Source organism: Streptomyces sp. NPDC034099, from assembly GCF_055575415.1.
The window spans coordinates 92,819-114,396 of the sequence record NZ_JBVISR010000017.1 but is presented as its reverse complement, the minus strand read 5'-3'; the positions used below and the strand labels follow the sequence as shown (position 1 = coordinate 114,396).

Here is a 21,578-nt window from a genome sequence, read left to right as displayed (position 1 = left end):
GGGGGTGTTGAAAACGTCGGGACTCCGTCTAGGGTGGGTGTCTCAGTCACTGGACACCGAACTTGGAGGGCCGGCAGTGAGCACCGAGCTGCGTCGTCTGCGCAATTACATCGACGGTGAGTTCCGGGACGCCGCCGACGGACGGACCACGGACGTGGTCAACCCCGCCACCGGCGAGGCGTACGCGACCGCCCCCCTGTCCGGGCAGGCGGACGTGGACGCCGCCATGGCGGCCGCCGCGGCGGCCTTCCCGGCCTGGCGCGACACGACGCCGGCCGAGCGGCAGAAGGCCCTGCTGAAGATCGCGGACGCGTTCGAGGAGCGGGCCGAGGAACTGATCGCGGCCGAGGTGGAGAACACGGGCAAGCCGATCGGGCTGACCCGCTCCGAGGAGATCCCGCCGATGGTCGACCAGATCCGCTTCTTCGCGGGCGCGGCGCGGATGCTGGAAGGCCGCGGCGCCGGCGAGTACATGGAGGGTCTGACCTCCTTCGTGCGCCGCGAGCCGATCGGTGTCTGCGCGCAGGTCGCGCCGTGGAACTACCCGATGATGATGGCCGTGTGGAAGTTCGCCCCGGCGCTCGCCGCGGGCAACACGGTCGTCCTCAAGCCCTCGGACACCACCCCCGCCTCCACGGCCCTGATGGCCGACATCATCGGCTCGATCGTGCCCAAGGGGGTCTTCAACGTCGTCTGCGGCGACCGCGACACCGGCCGCCTGATGGTCGAGCACGAGACCCCGGCGATGGCCTCCATCACCGGCTCCGTGCGGGCCGGCATGTCGGTCGCCGAGTCGGCCTCCAAGGACCTCAAGCGGGTCCACCTGGAGCTGGGCGGCAAGGCCCCGGTCGTGGTCTTCGAGGACACCGACATCCCCAAGGCCGTCGCGGGCATCTCGGAGGCGGGCTACTTCAACGCCGGACAGGACTGTACGGCGGCCACCCGCGTGCTGGTCCACGAGTCGGTCCACGACGAGTTCGTGAGCGCGCTCGCCAAGGCCGCGTCCGAGATCAAGACCGGGCAGCCGGACGACGAGGACGTGCTCTACGGCCCGCTCAACAACCCCAACCAGCTCAAGCAGGTCTCCGGGTTCATCGAGCGCCTGCCCGCGCACGCCAAGGTCGAGGCCGGCGGTCACCAGGTGGGCGACAAGGGCTACTTCTACGCCCCGACCGTCGTCTCCGGCCTCAAGCAGGACGACGAGATCATCCAGCAGGAGGTCTTCGGCCCGGTCATCACCGTCCAGTCCTTCCGCGACGAGGACCAGGCCGTCGAGTGGGCCAACGGCGTGGAGTACGCGCTGGCCTCCTCGGTCTGGACCAAGGACCACGGCCGTGCGATGCGGATGTCCAAGAAGCTGGACTTCGGCTGCGTGTGGATCAACACCCACATTCCGCTGGTCGCCGAGATGCCGCACGGCGGCTTCAAGAAGTCCGGCTACGGCAAGGACCTGTCGGGCTACGGCTTCGAGGACTACACGCGGATCAAGCACGTGATGACGTCGCTGGACGTGTGACCGCGGGCGGTGTGCGGACCGCACCCGGTGTGCGCGGCCCCGGACGGAACCTTCCCGGTCTCCGTCCGGGGCCGCGGTGCGTGCGGCGCCTGCCTGGGGTGAACTCCGCGCGCTCGACAGGGTGTCGGGCCCGGCCGGGCCCGCTCGACGCAGCGTCGATTGTCCCGGTGGGCGCCGGACGAGATCCTCGTGCCATGCCCCTGCTCCCGAAGACGCCCCCGCTCTCCCGTCGTACCCTGCTGCGCGGCCTGGGCGGTTCCGCCGCGCTCGGTGCGCTCGGCACACTGGCCGGCTGCGGTGTGCCCGCCGCGTACGTCGCGCCGGGCGACCGGGCCGCGACCGACCGGTCCGCCGGTGAACGGCGGCTGACCTGGGCCAACTGGCCGCTGTACATCGACACCGACGACGAGCACCCCAGCCGGCGGCCCACACTCGACGCCTTCGAGAAGGAGACGGGCCTCTCCGTCGACTACATCGAGGAGATCAACGACAACGACGAGTTCTTCGGCAAGATCAGCCCGTCCCTGATGAACCACCAGCACACCGACCGCGACCTGATCGTCATCAGCGACTGGATGTGCGGGCGGTTCGTGCGGCTGGGCTGGGTGCAGGAGATGGACCGTTCCCGCCAGCCGAACGTCACCCGGTACCTGGACCCGCTGCTGCGTTCGCCCGCCTTCGATCCCGGCCGGAAGTTCACCGTGCCCTGGCAGTCGGGCATCACCGGGATCGCGTACAACCGGCGCAGGCTGGGCCGGGAGATCCGGCGCGTGTCCGACCTGTGGGCGGCCGACCTCAAGGGCCGCGTCACCCTGCTGTCGGGCATGGACGAGGCCTTCGCGCTGCTGATGCAGGGCAACGGCGTGGACATCACCGGCTGGAAGACGGACGACTTCCACCGGATCTGCGACCAGGTGGAGCGGCAGGTCGGCGCAGGGCAGATCCGCCGCTTCACCGGCAACGACTACATCAAGGACCTCTCCAGCGGCGACGTCCTCGCCTGCCAGGCGTACTCCGGCGACGTGATCCAGCTCCAGGCGGACGACCCGGACATCGAGTTCGTCGTCCCGGAGGAGGGCGCCGAACTGTGGGCCGAGTCCCTGATGATCCCCGACCTGGCCCGCCACAAGGCCAACGCCGAGCGGCTGATCGACCACTACTACCGGCCCGAGGTCGCCGCCGAGCTGGCCGCCTGGGTCAACTACGTCTGCCCGGTCCCCGCCGCCCGGGACGTGCTCGCCTCCTCCGGCGACGAGGAGACCGCCGCCCTGGCCGAGGACCCGCTGATCTTCCCGGACGCGGCGATGCGGGAACGGCTCGCCGTCGCGCGGGACATCCCGGCGGGGGAGCGGGCGGAGTTCGCGAAGCGGTGGAACGGGATCGTCGGGGTGTAGCAGACTGATCAGGTGAAGAATTCATCAGCTGATGAAGGGGTCGAGGGTGCGGTCACGCTGGGGCTGCTGGCCGCCTGGGCCCTGCACGACCTCGAAGAGCTGGCGACCGTGCCGGGCTGGTGGCGGCGCAACCTCCCGGCCCTGCGCGAGCGGTGCCCGGCCGTGCCGGAGGCCGTGTGGCGGCGGGCCGGGTCGGTCGACGGGCGGGAGTTCGCGGTGGCGGTCGGCGCGATGGCCGCGGTGGTGGCCGCCGCCTCCGTCGCCGGACGGCTGACCGGCGGCCGCTCGGCCGCCTACCAGACCGCGCTCACCGCCTTCGGCCTGCACGGCCTCGTCCACCTCGCGCAGGCGGGGCTGGTGCGCGGCTACACGCCCGGGTCGGCGACCTCGCCGCTGATCGTCGTCCCGTTCACCCTCTGGGCCCGCCGTCGGCTGCGCCGCGCCGGTGTCCTCGGCGCCACCCGCCCGCGCGACCTCGCCGTGGGCCTGGGCTTCGCGGGGGCGGTGACGGTCGCGGCACACGGCGTGGCGCGGCGGCTGACGGGCGGCTGGCGGTGGGCGCGGGCTACTTCAGCGCGGCCGCGGTGATCGCGTCGAGCACCGGGTTCGCCTCCGCGCTCTTGGCGTCCGTGGAGTTGACCGAGCAGACGAGGGTGCGGGACAGGTCGCGGGTGCCGCCGATGACGGCGCTGTATCCGTAGCGGGAGCCCGACTTGCCCCAGAAGACCTGGTCACCCACCTTCTTGTACTCCAGTCCCGCGCTGCGGGTCGCGTCCGGGAGGCCCGCCGGGGTCGTGAACATCTCCTCCAGCTGCGGCTCGGGCACGATGTGCCCCCGGAAGAGCGAGGTGAGCAGCCGTTCCAGGTCGGCCGTCGTCGAGATCATGTCACCGGCCGCCCAGCGGTCGGCCTGGTTCCACTCGGTCACGTCGAGCAGTTCCGTCGTCCCGTCGGGCCGCTCCACGGCCTGGTAACCCCGGTTGTGCGGGCCCCGGACGCGCGGGTCGGTGCCCGGGAAGTACGTGTGCCGCATCCCGGCGGGGCGCAGGACCAGGCGGGTGGCCTCGGCGGCGTAGGTGCGTCCCGTCACCTTCTCGATGAGCAGGCCGAGGATCGTGTAGTTGACGTTGAGGTAGTGCTGCTGGTCGCCCGGGTCGAACTCCGGCCCCTTCGCGATCGCCGATGCCACCTCCTCCCGCGGGGTGCGGGTGTCGAAGCGGTGCGCGTACAGCTCGGCGAAGTCGTCGCCGAGCCCGTCGCCCGCCTGGATGCCGCTGGTGTGGTTGAGGAGTCGGCGGACGCTGATCGGCTTGTCGAACTCCACCGTGAACAGGCCGGGGAGGTAGTCCTGCACCGCCGCGTCCAGGTCGACGTCGCCCCGGGCCGCGAGCCGCAGGACGGTGGCGGCCGTGACGACCTTGGTGACCGAACCGGCCCGGAAGAGGGCGTTCGGGTGCGCCGGCCGGCCGCCGGCCAGGTCGCGCACCCCCGCGCTGCCCCGCCATCCGCTGTCCGCGCCGCCGACCCGCACGAGGGCGGCCGTGGCGTGTTCGCCCGGCACCATGGCGAGGGCGGCGCGCAGCGCGTCCCCGTCCGGTCCGTGCGACCGGTGCGTGGCGGCGGACGCGGTGGGCGGTGCGGCGAACGCGGGCGCCGCCAGCGGCCCGGCGGACAGCGCGAGCACCAGGGAAGCGGCGAGGACGGAGGAGGTACGGACACGCATCGACGGCATCGACGACTCCAGGTTCCGGGACGGGACGGTCGTCGATCATCCTCGTCGCGCCGCCCGGCACGCCGTATCGTCGCTGAGGAGGGCCCGGACCCCGGCCCGGACCCCGGGGAACTCCCTTATGAGGAACAGGAGTTGTCCGGGTTCGCCCTTACGGGCGGTGCGGGGCCCGGTCGCGCAGCGCGCACAGGACGTCGATGCGGTTGGTGGTGATCGAGTCGACGCCCAGGGCGCGCAGCCGGCGCATGGTGCGGCGGGTGTCGGGGGTCCACACGGACAGCAGAAGCCCGTCGGCGTGGACGCGGTCGGCCAGGGCCCGGTGCACCAGGCCGAAGCGGTAGTTGAGCCACCGCGGCCGCACCGCCGCCAGCAGTGCCGGCCGGGGCGGGGCGGCCGTGGTCCAGGTCATGGCGATCTCGGCGGTGGGGTCGGCGGCCCGCACGGCGAGCATGGCGGCGGCGCCCGCGGTGTAGTACACCCGGTCCCGCGCCCCGCACTCGCGGACCACGTCCACGATGCGCCGCACCGCCCGCTCGCCGGGCGCCCCGGGCAGGTCGAGCATCAGCCGGCCGTCACCGGTCGCGGCCAGCGCCTCGGCGAGCGTCGGCACCCTGCCCGCCGTCAGCCCGCGCACCTCCTCGGCCGACAGGGAGCGCAGCGGCCGGTCGTGCCGCCACAGCCGCTTCAGCGTCTCGTCGTGCAGCAGCACCGGCACGCCGTCCCGGGTGAGTCGTACGTCGGTCTCGACCGCGTCCGCGCCGCGGTCCAGGGCGGAGCGCAGCGAGTCGATCGTGTTCTCGCGGTGCCGGTAGGGGTCACCGCGGTGGGCGACGGCGGTCAGGGGGCGCGGGGTGTCCATGGGGGCGGCAACTCTCAGGAGGCGAGCCAGTCGGCGGTGTACGTGTCGATCTCGTCGGCGATGCGGGCCTTGCCCGGTGCGTCGAGGAAGGAGGCCGCGACCCCGTTCTTCGCCAGGTCGGCGAGGCCGCGCTCGTCGAGGCCGAGGAGCCGGGCGGCGACCGCGTACTCGTTGTTGAGGTCGGTGCCGAACATCGGCGGGTCGTCGGAGTTGATCGTCACCAGGACGCCGGCGCGGGTGAACTCCTTGAGCGGGTGCTCGTCCAGGGTGCGCACCGCGCGGGTGGCGATGTTCGAGGTCGGGCACACCTCCAGCGGGATGCGCCGCTCGGCGAGGTGGGCCAGGAGCTTAGGGTCCCGCGCGGAGCTGGTGCCGTGTCCGATGCGTTCGGCGCGCAGGTCGGTGAGGGCGTCCCACACGGTCTGCGGGCCGGTCGTCTCGCCCGCGTGCGGCACCGAGTGCAGTCCTGCGGCGATCGCCCGGTCGAAGTACGGCTTGAACTGCGGGCGGGCCACCCCGATCTCGGGCCCGCCGAGCCCGAAGGAGACCAGGCCCTCCGGGCGCAGCCGGTCGTCGGTCGCGAGCCGCGTCGTCTCCTCGGCGGACTCCAGACCGGCCTCCCCGGGGATGTCGAAGCACCAGCGCAGTACGGTCCCGAACTCGGTCTCGGCCGCCTTGCGGGCGTCCTCGATCGCGTCCATGAAGGCGCCCTCGTCGATGCCGCGCCGGGTGGAGGAGAACGGCGTGATGGTCAGCTCGGCGTAGCGCACCTGCTGGCGGGCCATGTCCCGGGCCACCTCGTAGGTCAGCAGCCGGACGTCCTCCGGGGTGCGGACCAGGTCGACCACGGACAGGTAGACGTCGATGAAGTGCGCGAAGTCCGTGAACGTGAAGTAGTCGGCCAGTGCCTCGGGGTCGGTGGGGACCTTGGAGTCGGGGTGGCGCGCGGCCAGTTCGGAGACGATGCGCGGGGAGGCGGAACCGACGTGGTGGACGTGCAGTTCGGCCTTCGGCAGTCCGGCGATGAAGGCGTGCAGGTCGCGCGGGACGTCGGGGTCGACGAGGTGCTCGGTCAAGGGTTCCTCCCCAGGGCGGCGCCCCCGGGCCGCGGGGCGGCGTCGGGGCGCGGGTGATCGGCTGATCGGTCGTTCGGGGATCATCGTAGGCCGGTCTCACGCCCGGCGGCCCGGGACCGTAGCATGGCGGGCACGAACGACCCGGGGGGACAGGACATGACGGACGCGATACGGCCGGAGGGGGAATCCTCCGGCGGCCACGACCCCTGGGCGCCCCCGGAGAGCGGGCCGTCCCTGGACAAGGGCGCCGGCGCCGGGCAGCCCCAGCAGCCGTCCCAGCCGCCCGCCTCCGACGCGCCGCCCCCCTGGCCGCCGCCGCCTGGCGTGCACGACCAGGCCACGGTCACCTCGATGCCCGGCGCCGGATTCCCCGGCCCGGACGCCGCGGTGCCCCCGCCGCCCCTCGCGCCCGGTGGGGCCGGCGTCCCGGGCGGATACGGCTACCCCGGCTACGGCCAGGGCTACGGCTGGCCCGGCATGCAGGCGCCCCCGCAGAACGGGCTCGGCACCGCGTCGATGGTGCTCGGCATCCTCGCCTGCGCGCTGTTCTGCCTGTACGGCGTGGTCTCCCTGGTGCTCGGCATCCTCGCCGTGGTCTTCGGGATCAAGGGCCGCCGGAAGGCGGAGAGCGGTCTGGCCACCAACCACGGGCAGGCGCAGGCCGGATTCGTCATGGGCATCGTCGGCATCGTGCTCGGTGTCGCCGTGATCGTGCTGATCGCCATCGGGATCACCGCCGCGATCAACGAGGACTCGGACTACGACGACCCCTACTACGGCTCCGCGCGCCCCGTGCCGGTCTCCGTCACCGCGGAAAGCTGAGCTCATCCCCGCAGGGTTGCCTCTACGATGTCAAGCGCCAACGAGGGGAGAGCAGTTCATGTCGTACTCCAATCCCGGACCCGGGGACTACGGGCCGCCGCCACAGCCGGGGCAGCCGCCCGCGGGGGGTTACGCGTACCCGCAGTCCGCGCCCGGGTACGGCTATCCGAACCAGGGGCCTTCCTACCCGGCCGCGCCGCCGGTGGGCTATCCGCAGGCGCCCGGCTACGGCATGCCGATGCAGCAGAGCAACGGCATGGGGACCACGGGACTGGTGCTCGGCATCATCGGCGTGGTGTGCAGCCTGACCTTCTTCCTCTGGTTCTTCGGCGTGATCCTGGGCATCCTCGGGATCATCTTCGGCGCGATCGGCCGGGGCAGGGCCACCCGGGGCGAGGCCACCAACAAGGGCGCCGCGACCGCCGGTCTCGTGCTCGGCATCACGGCCACCGTCATTCTGCCGCTGCTCGGCTTCCTCGCCTTCGCGAGCCTGATGAGCGTGGCCTGAGCCCGGTCCCGCCCCGGTGATCCTCACGTCGTGACGGGCACCGGGGCGGGGCCGGTCTTGTTCCTGCTCCGGTACTCGCCGGGCGTCATCGCGTACTCCTTGCGGAACGCGAGGTGGAAGCCCACCTGGCTGCCGTAGCCGATGAGCTGGGCGATCTCCTGGAGCGGCACGGTGGTCTCCGCGAGCTGCCGCCTGGCCTCCTGGAGCCGTCGCAGCGTCAGGTGCCGCATGGGCGGCTGACCGACCAGCTCCCGGAACAACTGGGCGAACACCGAGCGGGAGAGGCCTGCCTCGCGGGCCAGCGACTCGACCGTCCACGGTTTGCTGTACGAGCCGTGGATCGCCATCAACGCCTTGCTGATACCCGGATGGTGCAGGGCCTGCAGCGCGGGCGACTCGTCCGCCAACTGCTCCATCGCGATCCGCAGGGACAGGATGAAGACCGTCTCGAACGCGCGCAGCGTGACCAGGCGGGAGCCGGGGGCCGTGCGCCCGACCTCCGAGGGCAGCGACTCCAGTGTGCGCACCAGCAGCGACTCGCCCTTGAGGAAGTGCTGCCGGATCACGATGAGCCGGGGCAGTGCCGAGTACAGGACCGGCTCCCCGATCGCGCAGTAGCGCAGGCTCGCACAGAGCATCTGCGTCGTGTACGGCGGGCTGCCGACGGTGACGACCCCCGACCTGCCCGGCGGGCAGTGCGGCAGCAGTGTGGACAACGGCGTGACCGCGGCACCGGCCTCGGCGGCGAAGGTGTGCGCGGTGCCGTGCGGGAAGACCGCCAGATCCCCCTCGTTCAGCGACACGGGTTCGGAGCCGTCGTGGAAGGAGATGACACAACCACCGTCGACCATGTAATGAACAATCGCACAACTGTCGTCGTGCCCCTCGACCCCCCACTGCCCCCCGGCCCGCCAGGTGCTGTGGAACACGTCGGTCAGCCACAGCGGGCGCAGTACCTCGCTCAGCACGTCGTCATTCACGGACGATTCCTTCGGCGGCATTCCGGACGATCCTTAAACGCGTTCGGCTCATGACTAATTGATCGTAGCCAGACCGCCAAGAACGATGAGACCCGAGCCGCGCCTTTGGCCGGTTTACGGGGTTGAGTTACTGGGGGGCTCGTTCCATGAAGATCGTGATCGCAGGCGCGGGCATCGGCGGCCTGGTGGCGGCGCTGAGCCTGCACGCCGCCGGACTGCGCGACGTACGCGTGCTCGAGGCGGTTCCGCGGATCCGTCCCTTCGGCGCCGGAGTGAACGTGCAGCCCAACGCGGTCCGTGAACTGGCCGACCTCGGTCTGGCGGAAAGTGTCGCGGACGCCGGCACCGAACTGACGGAGCTCAGTTACCACAACCACCTCGGACAGCGGATCTGGCAGGAGCCCCGGGGCCGGGCGAGCGAGTGCCACTGGCCCCAACTGGCCCTGCACCGAGGTGTGTTCCAGTCACTTCTCGTCGACGCCGTACGGGACCGCCTGGGCCCGGACGCCATCACGACCGACGCGCGTGTCACGGGATTCACCCCCCTCGACGGGGGCGGAACCGAGGTGCTCCTCGCTCACCGCTCCGGAGACCGGCCGGACAGCCGGCTCCACGCCGATGTGCTGGTCGGGGCCGACGGACTGCGCTCCGCGGTGCGCCGGACCCTGTACCCCGAGGAGGGCGAGCCCCGCTCCAACGGCACCACGGTGTGGCGCGGGGTGAACCGGAGCACCCCCTTTCACGGGGGCCGGTCGATGGTCGTGATGGGCGACGGACGCTGGAAGGCCGTCGTCTACCCCCTGGCCGGGCGCCCGGACGCCGACGGCCTGGTCCTCGTCAACTGGGCCGTCTCCCGCGCGGCGACGCCGCGGGACCCGGGTCAGGACCCGGCCCAGGAGCCGCCGCCCGGCGACGGCTTCCCCCGCGCGGTGTCCGACTGGACCTGCGGTGACCTGCGGCTGAGCACCGTACTCGCGGACGCGGGGGCCGAGGGGTCCTTCCCCATGCTCGACCGGGACCCCCTGCCGCGCTGGTCGTTCGGCGCGGTCACCCTCCTCGGCGACGCGGCGCACGCCATGGCACCGATGGGGTCCAACGCGACCACCCAGGCCGTCCTGGACGCCCGCGGCCTCGCCCACGCCCTGGCCACCCACCGCGATCCCGTCCGTGCCCTGGCCGCATACGACCGCGACCGCCGGCCGCCGATGAACCGCCTGCAGTTGCTCAATCGGGCCAAGGGACCGGAGCTGGTGATCGATCTGGCCCAGGAGCGGGCCCCCGGCGGCTTTCGGCGGGTCGAGGACGTGATACCGGCCGACCGGCTCGCCCGGGTGACCGAGAGCTACGCCCGCGCCGCGGGCTTCGACGCCGAGTCCGTCAACGCGCCCTCCCCCTACGCCTGTCACCGCCCCTCGTCCGGAGCGCGTGCCGAGGCGGTCCGCGAGCCCTGAGGCCACCGGCTTGCCCACCGCGCCCGCACGGCACCGCGCCCGGGCCCGGCTTCGACCTCACCGTCCCCCACCAGTCATCGCACCTTCGTGTCAGGAGAGACATGACCCGCAGCGGCCAGGAATACCTCGACTCACTTCGCGACGGGCGAGCCGTCTGGCTCGACGGAGAGCTGGTCAAGGACGTCACCGAGCACCCCGCGTTCCGCAACACCGCCCGGTCCATCGCCCACCTCTACGACATGGCCCGCGAGCCCGGCCTGCGGGACGTCCTGACGGTCCGCCCCGACGGCGCCGACCACCCGATGCTGCGGGCCTACCACGTACCGCGCGACCAGGCCGAACTGGTCGAACGCCGCAAGGCGTTCAAGACCTGGTCCGAGGCGAGCTTCGGCTTCCTGGGCCGGTCGCCCGACTACATGGCGGCCGGCATCGCCGGCTTCGTGTCCGCGCCCGACGTCTTCGCCGGAGCGGGCTTCGACGGGCGGGACAACCTGGCCGCCTACTACCGCCGCATGTCCGAGGGCAGCCTCTACCAGGCGTTCACCATCACCAATCCGCAGATAGACCGGACCAGGGCCGCCAGCGAGCAGGAGGAGGACGACCTGTACGTACGGGTCGTCAAGGAGCGCGACGACGGCATCGTGGTGCGCGGCGCCAAGATGATCGGCACCGGCGCGGTCTTCGGGGACGAGGTCATCGTCGGCACGATCGAGCCGCTGCCCCGCCAGGACACCGAGTACGCCCTCACCTTCTCGGTACCCCTGGACACACCGGGCCTGAAGTTCATCTCCCGCACCTCCTACGAGGCCCAGGCGCGCAGCGTGTTCGACAATCCGCTCTCCGCCCGCTTCGACGAGAACGACGCGCTGCTGGTGTGCGACGACGTCTTCGTCCCCTGGGAGCGGGTGCTGACCTACCGCGACGTCGACACCAGTTTCCAGATGTGGTGGTTCACCCCCGCGTACAACAACTTCGTGCACCAGGCCGCCACCCGCTTCTGGACCAAGCTGGAGTTCCTCACCGGCCTGGCGATCCTGCTCACCCGCGCCAACAACACGTATGCGCTGCCGCCCGTGCAGATGCAGATCGGCCGCCTCATGGGATGGCTGAACATCGCGAAGTCCATGGTGGTGGCGGCCGAGACGACGTACGAACGCGTCGCCGGCGAAGGCAGCGCCGTGCACCTCAACAAGGAGATCGCCTCCGCCCACCGGGCCATGGCCGGCGACCTCTACCCGAAGGTGCTCGCCGAGATCAAGATGCTGGCCGGTGGCGGGCTCATCCAGCTCCCGGCCTCGGGGTACGACCTGACCCATCCGGAGCTCGGCCCGCTGGTGGCCAAGTACGTACGCTCTCCCGGCACCCCCGCGGAACAGCGCATCAAGCTCCTCAAGCTGGCCTGGGACGCGCTCGGTTCCGAGTTCGCCGCCCGGCACGAGCAGTACGAGCGCTTCTACCACGGGGCCCCGCACGTCTACCTCCCCGGCATCGTGCGGGACGGGAACCCGGACCTGCTGGCCGCCTTCACCCAGTCGTGCCTCGACGGATACCGGCTGGACGACCTGCCGGGCGGCGGGGGTGACCTCGATGCACTCCGCTGACCGGTGGCGTGCGCTCGCACTGCTCGCCTCCACCCAGTTCGTCCTGCTCCTGGACACGTCGATCATCAACGTGGCCGCCCCCTCCATCGGCGAGAGCCTGCACATCTCGCCCGCGGAGCTGTCCTGGGTCGCCAACGCCTACCTCGTGTCCTTCGGCGGGCTGCTCCTGCTCAGCGGACGAGCGGCCGACCTGCTCGGCCGGCGCCGCGTCTTCCTGGCCGGCCTCGGCGTGCTGTCCGCCGCCTCACTGCTGGGCGCCCTCGCCGGCGACGCGGCGCTGCTGATCACCGCTCGCGCGGTGCAGGGCGTCGGTGCGGCCATGGCCGCCGCGGCGGCGTTCGCCCTGGTGCTGAGCCTTTTCCCGGACGGTCCCGAACGGCACCGGGCACTGGGGGTGTTCGCCGCCATGGCGGGTGCCGGAGGAGCGGTGGGCACGGTGCTGGGCGGGGTACTCACCAGCTGGCTGGGCTGGGAGTCGACCTTCGCGCTCAACGTGGTCGCCGGCGTCCTGCTGATGCTTCCCGTGCCCCGCCTGCTGCCGGGTGGCGCGGGCGGCGGACGCGAGCAGGGCTTCGACGTGCCGGGCGCGATCTCGGGCACGGCCGGTCTGGCGCTGCTGGCGTACGCCGTGGTCAATGCGGGAGAGGCTGGGTGGCGGTCCACCGCGACCCTCGCCACCGGGGGCGCCGCCGTCGCACTGCTGGTCCTGTTCGCCCTGGTGGAGCGCAAGGTCGCGCACCCGCTGGTACCGCTCGCCGTGCTGCGCCGGCCCACCCTGCGCCTGGCCAACATCCTGGCCGCCCTGTGGCAGATGTCGCTGTTCCCGATGTTCTTCCTGGTCAGCCTCTACCTCCAGGCGGTCCTCGGGCACGAGGCGGTGCTCGGCGGACTCGCCCTGCTGCCGCTGTGCGTGGTCGTCATCGCCGTGGCCTCGCTCGCGGACCGGCTGATCGGACGCTTCGGTCTGCGGGGCGTCATGGCCGCCGGGTTCGTGCTGGTCGCGGCCGGCATGGCGGGGCTGTCCCGGATCTCGGCCGACGGCTCGTTCGTGTCCGACGTCCTGCCGCCGACGCTGGTGCTCGGGGTGGCCCTGCCGCTGGTCTCCATCACCACCAACGTCGCGGCGACCCTCGACACCCGCGAGGACGAGGCCGGCCTCGCCTCCGGGCTGGTCAACACCAGCCTCCAGTTCGGCTCCGTCATCGGACTGGCCGTGCTGTCCGGCGTCGCCGCCGCCCGCACCAACGCCTCCGACGCGCCCCACGACACCGCCCTGACCCAGGGCTTCGGGGCCGCGTTCCTGCTGGGCGCCGCCCTCGCCGTCCTCGGAGTCCTGCTGTCCCTGCGGCTGCGGCTGCCCGCGCCGCCGGCACCGGAGGCACCGGACGCCGTCGGGCAGCGGCGAACCGTGCCCTGAACCGTCCGCCCGGTCCGGACCGCCCACGGTCCGCGACCGGTGCGCACACCGCCGAACGAACCACACGACGAAAGGCACGACATGACACAAGAGCACCTCAAGCGCGTCCTCGTGACCGGCGCCAACGGGTACCAGGGCGGCGCCGTCGCCCGCTGGCTCGCCGGACAGGGACACGACGTGCGGGGTCTCGTCCGCGACGTGGCCAAGGCCACTGCGGACGGGGGCGGGTTCACCCCCGTCCGCGGCGACCTGAGCAGCGCGGAGTCCCTCCGCGCCGCCTTCCGGGGTGCCTCGCACGCCGTCGTCGTGATGCCGCTGGAGTACGACCTCGACACGGTCACGCACTACGCCCGCAACGTCGCCGACGCCGCACTCGAGGCCGGGGTGCGCCGCATCGTCTTCAACACGAACACTCCCGTCCCGGACGAGACGACCGACCGCCCGGGCTTCGAGACCCGGCGCCGTGCCGAGGAGATCCTGCGGGCCGGCGGGGTCCCGGTGGTGACCATCCGCCCGCCGGTGTACCTGGAGAACCTCTTCAGCCCCTGGAACGGCCCGGCCATCGTCAACGACGGCGTCCTCGCCTACCCGCTGCCCGCCGAGCAGCGGGTGGCCTGGATGAGCCACGAGGACCTGGCCAAGGTCGCCGCCCGCGCCCTCGACGCGGACGTACCCGCCGGCCAGGTGCTGCACGTCGGCGGCGCCGACGTCCTGACCGGACCCGAACTCGCGGCGGTCTTCGGCCAGGCACTGGGCCGCGAAGTGCGCTACCTGCCCCTGGACGTCGCCCAGTTCGAGCAGGGCCTCGCCGGCCTGCTCGGCGCCCCGGCGGCGGCCGGCGTCGCCGGGATCTACCACCACGTCGGCGGGGGCCAGGCACCCGACCTGCTCGCCCCGCGCCCGGCGGCCGTGGAAGAGGCGCTGGGCATCCAGCTCACTCCCACGATCGAGTGGGTCAAGGCACAGCCCTGGGAGCACTGGACACACACCGGCGCGTGATCCGCGGCCGGACCGGGGGACGGGCCGCGCCGCCGCGCGGCCACGCCCCGGCGACCGGCACGGCTCGCACGACAGCACGGAAAACGGGGGAACGAGATGTCACTGCACAGCGGGAGACCTGACCACACGCCACAGGCGGCTCCGGTCGCCGTGATCGGGACCGGCTGCCGGCTGCCGGGCGCGCACGGACCGGAGCAGCTCTGGGAACTGCTCCGCTCCGGGCGGGACGCCACCGGCCCCGCGCCCGCGGGCCGCTTCCCGGCCGGTACCGTCCTGCCCCGGGGAGGCGAGCGGGGCGGCTTCGTGGACGGCGTCGAGGAGTTCGACGCGGAGTTCTTCGGCATCCCGGCCGGCGAGGCCGACGCGATGGACCCCCAGCAGCGCCTGCTGCTGCACACCGCCTGGGAAGCGCTGGCGGACGCCGGCCACGACCCGCGCTCCCTCGCCGGCAGCGCCACCGCCGTCTTCGCCGGCCAGTCGCACGCCGACCACTGGGACCGGCTGCGCGAGGCCCGTGCCGGAAAGCTCGACCTGGACTGCCTGGCCGGCGGCCACCAGCGGTCGATGCTCGCCGGACGGCTCTCCTTCCACCTCGGGCTGCACGGACCCAGCGTCACCGTGGACTGCGCCCAGGCCTCCTCGCTGGCGGCCGTGCACCTGGCCTGCCTCAGTCTGCGCGCGGGCGAGTGTGCCGTCGCGATCGCGGGCGGCGCGAACCTCGTGCTCGGCACCACCGCCACCGAGGTCTTCGACGAGGCCGGCGTACTGTCGGCCGACGGACACTGCAGATTCGGCGACAGTGCGGCGGACGGCTTCGTCCGCTCCGACGGCGTCGCCGTCGTCGTCCTCAAGACACTCGAGCGGGCCCTGGCCGACGGCGATCCCGTGCGCGCGGTGATCCTCGGCAGTGCCCTCGGCCACGACGGCGCCACCAAGCCACGCGTCACCGACCCCTCCGCCGCCGGCCAGGCTCTGACGATGCGCCGGGCCTATCGCGCCGCCCGAGTCGTGCCGGGCGACGTCGGCTACGTCGAGGCCCACGGAACCGGCACCAGGATCGACGCGGTCGAACTCGGCGCCCTCAACGACGTGCTGTCCGAGGGACGCCCGCCCGGCCGGCCCTGCCTGGTCGGCTCGCTCAAGTCCAACATCGGGCACTGCGAGGCCGCCGCCGGCGTCGCGGGGCTCGTCAAGACGGTGCTCTGTCTGGAACACCGTGCGGTGCCACGGACCCTGCACGTCGGCACCCCCTCCGCACGCGTCGACTGGGACCGGCTGCCCCTGGTGCTGCCGGACTCGCCACGGCCCTGGCCCGCCGTCGCGGGCAGGCCCGCCCTCGCCGCCGTCAACGGCCAGGGCATGTCGGGGGTGAACGCCCACGTCGTGCTCGGTCCGGGCCCCGAGTCGCGCGACCGCACGCCGCGAGCCCTGGCGACGGCCGGGCGGCCCGGACCGGCCCCGTCGGCCGACCGGCGTACCCCCTGTCGACCGTCGGACGGCGGCGCCAGACCCGCCCCACGCGGCAACTGACCACACGGCGGCGCCACGACCGCCGTCCCCGGCTCCTCACCGTGCCCCCGCACGGCCCGTCGACCCGCCCCCGGGCCCGAACGCCGCCTCGGCGGTCGGCCGACGTGCCCGCGTGCCCCGGCACGGTGCACGCCCCGATGTCCATGAACACCCGCGCCACAACTCGGGAGAGACCCTTGACCAGCATGCTCGGCATCGATCTCGGCAACTCCATACGCACGGCGGTGATCCGGGACCTGGACCCGCTCGCCGCCGACACCACCTGCTTCAACCTGCGGCAGTTCAACGAGGACGCCGACGTCCCCGCCCTCACGGCGGCCCTGCGCGGCATGGTGCCCACGCTCGACGACGTCGCCGGCTACTCGGTCGAGGCCTGCGTCGCGGCGATGCGCGACCTCGGCATGGTGCTGGGCTCCATCAAGCGCCACGGCCCGGAACCGGTGCCCTTGGCACCGGAGATCGTGCCGGTCCTGCACGAGCTGGGCCGGCGCACGGACATGGTGCCCCGGGACACCGTGCACCACTACACGACCTGGAACCCCGTGGGCGGGCGCCAGCGCATGTACACCGGCGACATCCAGGAGGCCTATCTACAGGAATCCGTGCGGATGGTCTTCCCCCACCTGCGCGAGGCCCTGGAACTGGCCGGGCTGCTCAGCGACACCGACGTCGCCGAGCCGAAGTTCGCCGACCTCACCGACGAACTGACCGGACACGTGGAGCCGATGGTCTCCTCCATCGACATGGTCGTTGCCAACGTCAGCCCGGAGTTCTTCGCCCAGGACCTGCGGGCCTACTTCGAGGAGATCACCGTCGGCGGTCGCGTGCTGCTCGGCCCCGCAGCGGCCCAGGTCCCGCTGTGGCTGATCGACCAGGCGGTGTGGGCCGCGGACCACAGCGAACCCGAGTACGAGGAGTTCCTGCGCGACTCGGTGCCCTACAGCCTGCCCCGCTGGCGCGAACTGTACGACCACTGGACGGGCGTCCCCTCGGTCGTGACCCGGCTGGTCGCGGCGTACGGCGACGACCCGGACGGCGCCGAGCGCAGGATGCCGGGACTGCGCCCCGCCGCCGAGGCGCTGGCCCGGCTGCTCCGCGTCATCCTGGTCTTCCGCGGCCGCCATCTCGGCATCGCCCGCAAGGCGTACGACGCCGACCTGCGGCTCTACCCGGTGGGCAGCGGCGGCGCCAGCGTGGACCTGCTGCGCCAGATCACGGACCTCACCCGCGCCACCGCCCAGCTCACCCGGCGCCGGGGCGGGTCCGCGGAGCGTGCCGAGCGGAGGCCGGCGTGACCATCGTGATCGCGGGCGCCGGAATCGGCGGCCTGACCACCGCCCTCGGCCTGCACGAGGCAGGCATCGACGACGTACGCCTGCTGGAGGCCGTACCGGACCTCAGGCCGCTGGGCGTGGGCCTCAACATCCTGCCCAACGCGGTGCGGGAACTGGCCGAACTGGGCCTGCTGGACGAACTGCTGGAGGTCGCCGTCCCGACCGGCGCCCTGGAGTACCGCAACCGCCACGGTCAGCTGATCTGGCGCGAACCGCGCGGAACCGGTGCCGGTTACCGGTGGCCGCAGCTGTCCGTGCACCGCGGCCGGCTCCAGGCGGTGCTGGCGGCGGCCGTACGGCGCCGGCTGGGTCCCGACGCCATCGTCACCGACGCCCGGGTCGAGGGGTTCGCGCAGCGGGCGGACGGCGGGGTCGACGTGCGCGTGCGCCACTCCGGCGCCGGACGCCGCTCCGTGACACCGGCCGGGGCACTGATCGGAGCGGACGGCATCCACTCCGCCGTCCGTGCCCACCTGTACCCCGACGAGGGCCCGCCGCCGTGGAACGGACTGGTGGTCTGGCGCGGCACCACCGTCGCCCCTCCCTTCCTGGACGGACGCACGATGATCATCGCGGGCGACGACCGGCGGCGAGCCGTCGTCTACCCCATGTCTCCGCCCCGGGGCGGGGCCGACGGCCCGGTCCTGATGAACTGGGCCGTCGCCCGGGCCGCCGATCCGGAGGCGGTCTTCGAGGACGCCGACTGGAACCGCGCCGTGTCCCCGGACAGCTTCCTGCACCACTTCGCCGACCTGGCCTTCGACTGGCTCGACGTCCCCGCACTGGTCAGCTCCGCACAGGAGGCGTACGTCTACCCGATGGTCGACCGCGACCCCTTGCCACGCTGGACCCACGGCCCGGTCACCCTGCTGGGCGACGCCGCTCACGCCATGTACCCGATGGGCTCGAACGGCGCCACGCAGTCCATCGTCGACGCCCGGGTGCTGGCCCGCGCACTGGTGCTGGCCGACACTCCGGCGAACGCCCTGGCCGCCTACGAGGCGGAACGGCTGCCCGCGCTGACCCGGATCCAGGCCAGTGCGCGCCGTCGCGGCCCCGAGGTCGTCATCGACATGGCCCACGAGCGGGCGCCCGGTGGCTTCGCGGACGCCGCCGACGTCTTCGAGGACGGCGAACTGCAGTCCGTTTCGGCGGAGTTCGCCCGGATCGGCGGCTTCGACCCGGAGACCGTCAACACCCGGCCGTCCCTGGCCGTCGCGGGCACCGGTGGAGGCCGCCCATGAGGATCGACATCTGGTCCGACATCTCGTGCCCCTGGTGCTACATCACCAAGCGCACCTTCGAACTGGCCCTCTCCGCCTCCGGACGCAGCGACGTCCACATCGTCCTGCACCCGTACCAGATCGACGGCGAGCAACCCGCCGAGCCCACTGCGATGCTCGAGTGGCTGGCGGGCAAGTACGGCCCCGAGCGCGCGGCGCGGATGAACAAGGAGGTCTCCGCCGCCGGACCCCGGCACGGCATCGCCTTCCGCAACGAGACCGGGTACGCGGTCAACACCCTCGACGCCCACCGGTTGCTCAGGTGGGCCGGCCTGAGCCACGGGCGCCCCGTGCAGAGCCGCCTGGAAGAACTCCTGTTCGCCGCCTGCTTCACGGAGAGCGCCGACCTCGGCGACCACGGTGAACTGCTCCGGCGCGTCGAGCGGGCCGGTCTCGACCGTGACCGGGCCGCGCGGCTCCTCGCGTCCGACGAGGGCGTCGCGGAGGTGCGCGCCGAGGTGCGCCGGGCCCGGGAACTCGGCGTCACCACCGTCCCCCGGTTCGACTTCGGCGGCGCTCAGCGTGTCGAGGGACCGCAGGAGGACCCCGCCGTCTTCCTGCGGGTCCTGAAGCCCGAGTCCGTCACCACCCGAGGAGAACAGTGATGAGTACCGTCAGCCGCCGCTCGTTCGTCGGCGCCTCGGCCCTGGCCGGCACCGCCGCGGTGACCGGCGTGACCGCGCACCCGGCCGCCGCCCGGGACAGCGGGGACGCGGCGCGGCCCCCCGTCGTCGTGGGCCCCGGCAGCCCCCAGTACGCGGACCTGGCCCGGGGCGTGAACCAGCGCTGGATCGGCACCCCGGACTGGATCGCGCTGCCCGGTTCGGCCGGGCAGGTCGTCGCCGCGGTCCAGCGGGCCGTGGACAGCGGCCGCCGGGTCGCGGTCCGCGGCGGCGGCCACTGCTTCGAGGACTTCGTCGGCAACGACCAGGTCCGGGCCGTCGTCGACCTGTCCGCCATGAACGCCATCGGGTACGACACCCGGCGCCGGGCCGTCGAGGTCGGGGCCGGTGCCCGTCTGGGAGACGTCAACGAGCAGTTGTTCAAGCGGTGGGGCGTGGCGCTGCCGGGCGGCTCGTGCCCCACCGTGGGCGTCGGCGGACACATCAGCGGCGGGGGCTACGGCCCGCTGAACCGCACCCTCGGGCTCACCGTGGACCACCTGCACGCCGTCGAGGTGGTGGTCGTCGGCCGGGACGGCACCGCGCGGGCGGTGGTGGCCTCCAGGGACGACCGGGGTGCGCTGCACGACCTGTGGTGGGCGCACACCGGCGGGGGCGGCGGCACCTTCGGCGTCGTCACCCGCTATTGGCTGCGGAGCCCGGGGGCACCCGGCTCCGACCCCCGCCGTGTCCTGCCCGCGCCGCCCGCCGAACTGCTGGTCGCCACCGTGGTGTGGCCCTGGCAGGACCTGGACCGGGACTCCTTCGTCACCCTGCTGAAGAACTACAGCGCCTGGCACGTCGCCCACAACACCCCCGGCGACCCGGAGGCCGACCTCTACAGTCACCTGGCCGTCTTCCACCGGTCGGGCGGCGCGGTGGCGCTGAACGTCCAGCTGTCCACGGGGCAGGGGGACCCGGACCGCCGGCTGGACGCCTTCCTCGCCGCGCTGGGACGAGGGGTGGCCACGCCGTCCCGGACCGTGGAACGCCACCGGCTGCCCTGGCTGATGGCCACCCAGTGGTCCGGGTTCGCCGACCGCCCCGGCGGCAAGCGCATCAAGGGCAAGTCCGCCTACCACCGCACGGCCTTCGACGACGCCCAGGCCCAGGCCCTGCACCGTCACCTGACCCGCACGGACTACGACCACCCGGGCAGCGGCGTGCTCATCGCACCTTACGGCGGCCGGGTCAACGCCGTCGCACCGCACGAGACCGCGCTGGTCCACCGGGACAGCGCCCTGATGCTGATGTACGTCAGCGAGTGGACGTCCGCCGTCGAGGACGACCGGCACGTGGGCTTCCTGCGCGACCTGTACGAGGACGTGTACGCGGCCACCGGGGGAGCCCCGGCACCGGGCCGCAGCACCGCCGGCGCATACGTCAACTACGCCGACGCCGACCTCAAGGATCCGCGCCGCAACCGGTCGGGGGTGTCCTGGCAGGAGCTGTACTTCGGGGCGAACCACGCCAGGCTGCGCCGGGCCAAGGCCCACTGGGACCCGAGGGACGAGTTCCGGCACGCCCTGTCCGTGCGGCCCGCGGGGCGGGGCGAGTGATGAGCGTCCTCACCTCGATCCTCGAGGGCGTGCGCGCCGACCTCGCTCAGCGTCGCCGGGCCGTGTCCCTGGACGCGGTGCGGGACCTGGCCGTCTCGGCCGGGCCCGCGCCCGACGCGGCGGTGGCGCTGCGGTCGCCCGCCGGACTGCGGGTGATCGCCGAGGTCAAGCGGGCCAGCCCGGCCCGCGGCCGGCTCGCCGCCCTCGACGATCCCGCGGGGCTGGCCGCCTCCTACGCGGCCGGAGGCGCGTCGGCCGTCAGCGTGCTGACCGAGCGACGGCGGTTCGCGGGGTCCCTCGCCGACCTGGACGCCGTCCGCTCGGCCGTGGACCTGCCCGTGCTGCGCAAGGACTTCGTGGTCGATCCCTACCAGGTGTGGGAGGCCCGTGCGCACGGCGCGGACCTGGTCCTGCTGATCGTGGCCGCGCTCGAGGTGCCGCTGCTGGCGGAACTGATGGCCGTGGCGCACGAGGCGGGCCTGAACGCCCTAGTGGAGGTGCACGACGAGGCGGAGGCCGAGCGGGCGGTGGCCGCGGGGGCACGGTTGATCGGCGTCAACGCGCGGGACCTGCGCACCCTGCGGATCGATCCCGGCGTCTTCGCGCGGGTCGCCCCCCGGCTGCCCCACGACGTGGTCCGGATCGCCGAGTCAGGGGTGCGCGGACCCGAGGACGCCGCCCGCTGCGCCCGGCTCGGCGCCGACGCGGTCCTGGTCGGCGGCTCGCTGGTCACGCACGGGGACCCGGGCGCCGCGGTGGCTGCCCTGGTCGAGGCCGGACGACCCACCCGAGCAGCGCCCGACACCGACGGAGCCCCGAGGGCCGACGCACTCCCATGACCGGACGTGCCACGCATCC

General features: G+C 73.1%; 18 protein-coding genes and 1 pseudogene. 15 read left to right on the top strand and 4 right to left on the bottom strand.

All coding sequences use genetic code 11. The annotated features are described in order from the left end of the window. Positions 1–76 precede the first annotated feature (76 nt). From ACZ56V_RS34730 to ACZ56V_RS34720, 3 genes are all read left to right on the top strand, one after another. A complete protein-coding gene (locus tag ACZ56V_RS34730; RefSeq protein WP_468947573.1) occupies positions 77–1,516 on the top strand; it encodes a gamma-aminobutyraldehyde dehydrogenase in 1,440 nt (479 codons plus the stop codon). Positions 1,517–1,710: 194 nt separating this feature from the next. Next, positions 1,711–2,910, top strand: a complete 1,200-nt coding sequence (locus tag ACZ56V_RS34725) for a polyamine ABC transporter substrate-binding protein (RefSeq protein WP_468947572.1) — start codon at positions 1,711–1,713, stop codon at positions 2,908–2,910. Between the two features lie 12 nt (positions 2,911–2,922). Further along, positions 2,923–3,498 carry an HXXEE domain-containing protein gene (locus ACZ56V_RS34720; RefSeq protein ID WP_468947570.1) on the top strand — a complete coding sequence of 192 codons (576 nt, stop codon included), beginning with the start codon at positions 2,923–2,925 and terminating at the stop codon, positions 3,496–3,498. Here ACZ56V_RS34720 and ACZ56V_RS34715 read toward each other — a convergent pair. From ACZ56V_RS34715 to ACZ56V_RS34705, 3 genes are all read right to left on the bottom strand, one after another. Then, positions 3,476–4,633: a serine hydrolase domain-containing protein gene (locus ACZ56V_RS34715; protein WP_468947602.1), complete on the bottom strand. Its 1,158-nt coding sequence runs from the start codon at positions 4,631–4,633 to the stop codon at positions 3,476–3,478. The genes ACZ56V_RS34720 and ACZ56V_RS34715 overlap by 23 nt on opposite strands. Before the next feature lie 157 nt (positions 4,634–4,790). Then, the gene (locus ACZ56V_RS34710) at positions 4,791–5,498 is read right to left on the bottom strand and encodes a glycerophosphodiester phosphodiesterase (protein WP_398914858.1); all 708 of its coding nucleotides are present in this window, start codon (positions 5,496–5,498) and stop codon (positions 4,791–4,793) included. 14 nt (positions 5,499–5,512) lie between these two features. After that, entirely contained in the window at positions 5,513–6,574 is a 1,062-nt protein-coding gene (locus tag ACZ56V_RS34705; protein ID WP_467384663.1) for an adenosine deaminase, read from the bottom strand. A 156-nt stretch (positions 6,575–6,730) separates the two neighbouring features. Here ACZ56V_RS34705 and ACZ56V_RS34700 point away from each other — a divergent pair, with 156 nt between their 5' ends. Beyond that, the gene (locus ACZ56V_RS34700; RefSeq protein ID WP_398914862.1) at positions 6,731–7,396 is read left to right on the top strand and encodes a DUF4190 domain-containing protein; all 666 of its coding nucleotides are present in this window, start codon (positions 6,731–6,733) and stop codon (positions 7,394–7,396) included. 58 nt (positions 7,397–7,454) lie between these two features. Then, complete coding sequence (locus ACZ56V_RS34695) at positions 7,455–7,904, top strand: DUF4190 domain-containing protein (RefSeq protein WP_468947568.1); 450 nt, start codon at positions 7,455–7,457, stop codon at positions 7,902–7,904. Positions 7,905–7,927: 23 nt separating this feature from the next. On the opposite strand, the gene ACZ56V_RS34690 is transcribed toward ACZ56V_RS34695, so the two are convergent. Beyond that, a complete protein-coding gene (locus ACZ56V_RS34690) occupies positions 7,928–8,884 on the bottom strand; it encodes an AraC family transcriptional regulator (RefSeq protein WP_398914864.1) in 957 nt (318 codons plus the stop codon). A 146-nt stretch (positions 8,885–9,030) separates the two neighbouring features. Between ACZ56V_RS34690 and ACZ56V_RS34685 the strand changes: the two genes are divergently transcribed. From ACZ56V_RS34685 to trpC, 10 genes and pseudogenes are all read left to right on the top strand, one after another. Continuing rightward, positions 9,031–10,335 carry an FAD-dependent monooxygenase gene (locus ACZ56V_RS34685; protein ID WP_398914865.1) on the top strand — a complete coding sequence of 435 codons (1,305 nt, stop codon included), beginning with the start codon at positions 9,031–9,033 and terminating at the stop codon, positions 10,333–10,335. A gap of 101 nt (positions 10,336–10,436) precedes the next feature. Next, positions 10,437–11,936 carry a 4-hydroxyphenylacetate 3-hydroxylase family protein gene (locus ACZ56V_RS34680; protein ID WP_468947566.1) on the top strand — a complete coding sequence of 500 codons (1,500 nt, stop codon included), beginning with the start codon at positions 10,437–10,439 and terminating at the stop codon, positions 11,934–11,936. Further along, positions 11,923–13,353, top strand: a complete 1,431-nt coding sequence (locus ACZ56V_RS34675) for an MFS transporter (RefSeq protein WP_398914869.1) — start codon at positions 11,923–11,925, stop codon at positions 13,351–13,353. The genes ACZ56V_RS34680 and ACZ56V_RS34675 overlap by 14 nt, the downstream gene beginning before the upstream one ends. A gap of 81 nt (positions 13,354–13,434) precedes the next feature. Next, the gene (locus ACZ56V_RS34670) at positions 13,435–14,352 is read left to right on the top strand and encodes an SDR family oxidoreductase (RefSeq protein WP_467384659.1); all 918 of its coding nucleotides are present in this window, start codon (positions 13,435–13,437) and stop codon (positions 14,350–14,352) included. A gap of 96 nt (positions 14,353–14,448) precedes the next feature. Next, complete coding sequence (locus tag ACZ56V_RS34665; protein ID WP_398914873.1) at positions 14,449–15,882, top strand: polyketide synthase; 1,434 nt, start codon at positions 14,449–14,451, stop codon at positions 15,880–15,882. Positions 15,883–16,067: 185 nt separating this feature from the next. Then, positions 16,068–17,177: a monodechloroaminopyrrolnitrin synthase PrnB family protein gene (locus tag ACZ56V_RS34660; protein WP_398915000.1), complete on the top strand. Its 1,110-nt coding sequence runs from the start codon at positions 16,068–16,070 to the stop codon at positions 17,175–17,177. Beyond that, positions 17,174–18,460: a flavin-dependent oxidoreductase gene (locus ACZ56V_RS34655; RefSeq protein WP_468947564.1), complete on the top strand. Its 1,287-nt coding sequence runs from the start codon at positions 17,174–17,176 to the stop codon at positions 18,458–18,460. The genes ACZ56V_RS34660 and ACZ56V_RS34655 overlap by 4 nt, the downstream gene beginning before the upstream one ends. Further along, positions 18,457–19,104: a DsbA family protein gene (locus tag ACZ56V_RS34650; RefSeq protein WP_398914876.1), complete on the top strand. Its 648-nt coding sequence runs from the start codon at positions 18,457–18,459 to the stop codon at positions 19,102–19,104. Before ACZ56V_RS34655 ends, ACZ56V_RS34650 begins: the two co-directional genes overlap by 4 nt. Then, positions 19,104–20,720 (top strand): FAD-binding oxidoreductase, encoded by a 1,617-nt coding sequence (locus ACZ56V_RS34645; RefSeq protein WP_468947562.1) that lies wholly within the window; start codon positions 19,104–19,106, stop codon positions 20,718–20,720. The genes ACZ56V_RS34650 and ACZ56V_RS34645 overlap by 1 nt, the downstream gene beginning before the upstream one ends. Further along, a pseudogene (gene trpC / locus ACZ56V_RS34640) lies at positions 20,720–21,534 on the top strand (indole-3-glycerol phosphate synthase TrpC); the annotation flags it as partial. The gene ACZ56V_RS34645 and the pseudogene trpC, both read left to right, overlap by 1 nt. Positions 21,535–21,578: the final 44 nt, after the last annotated feature.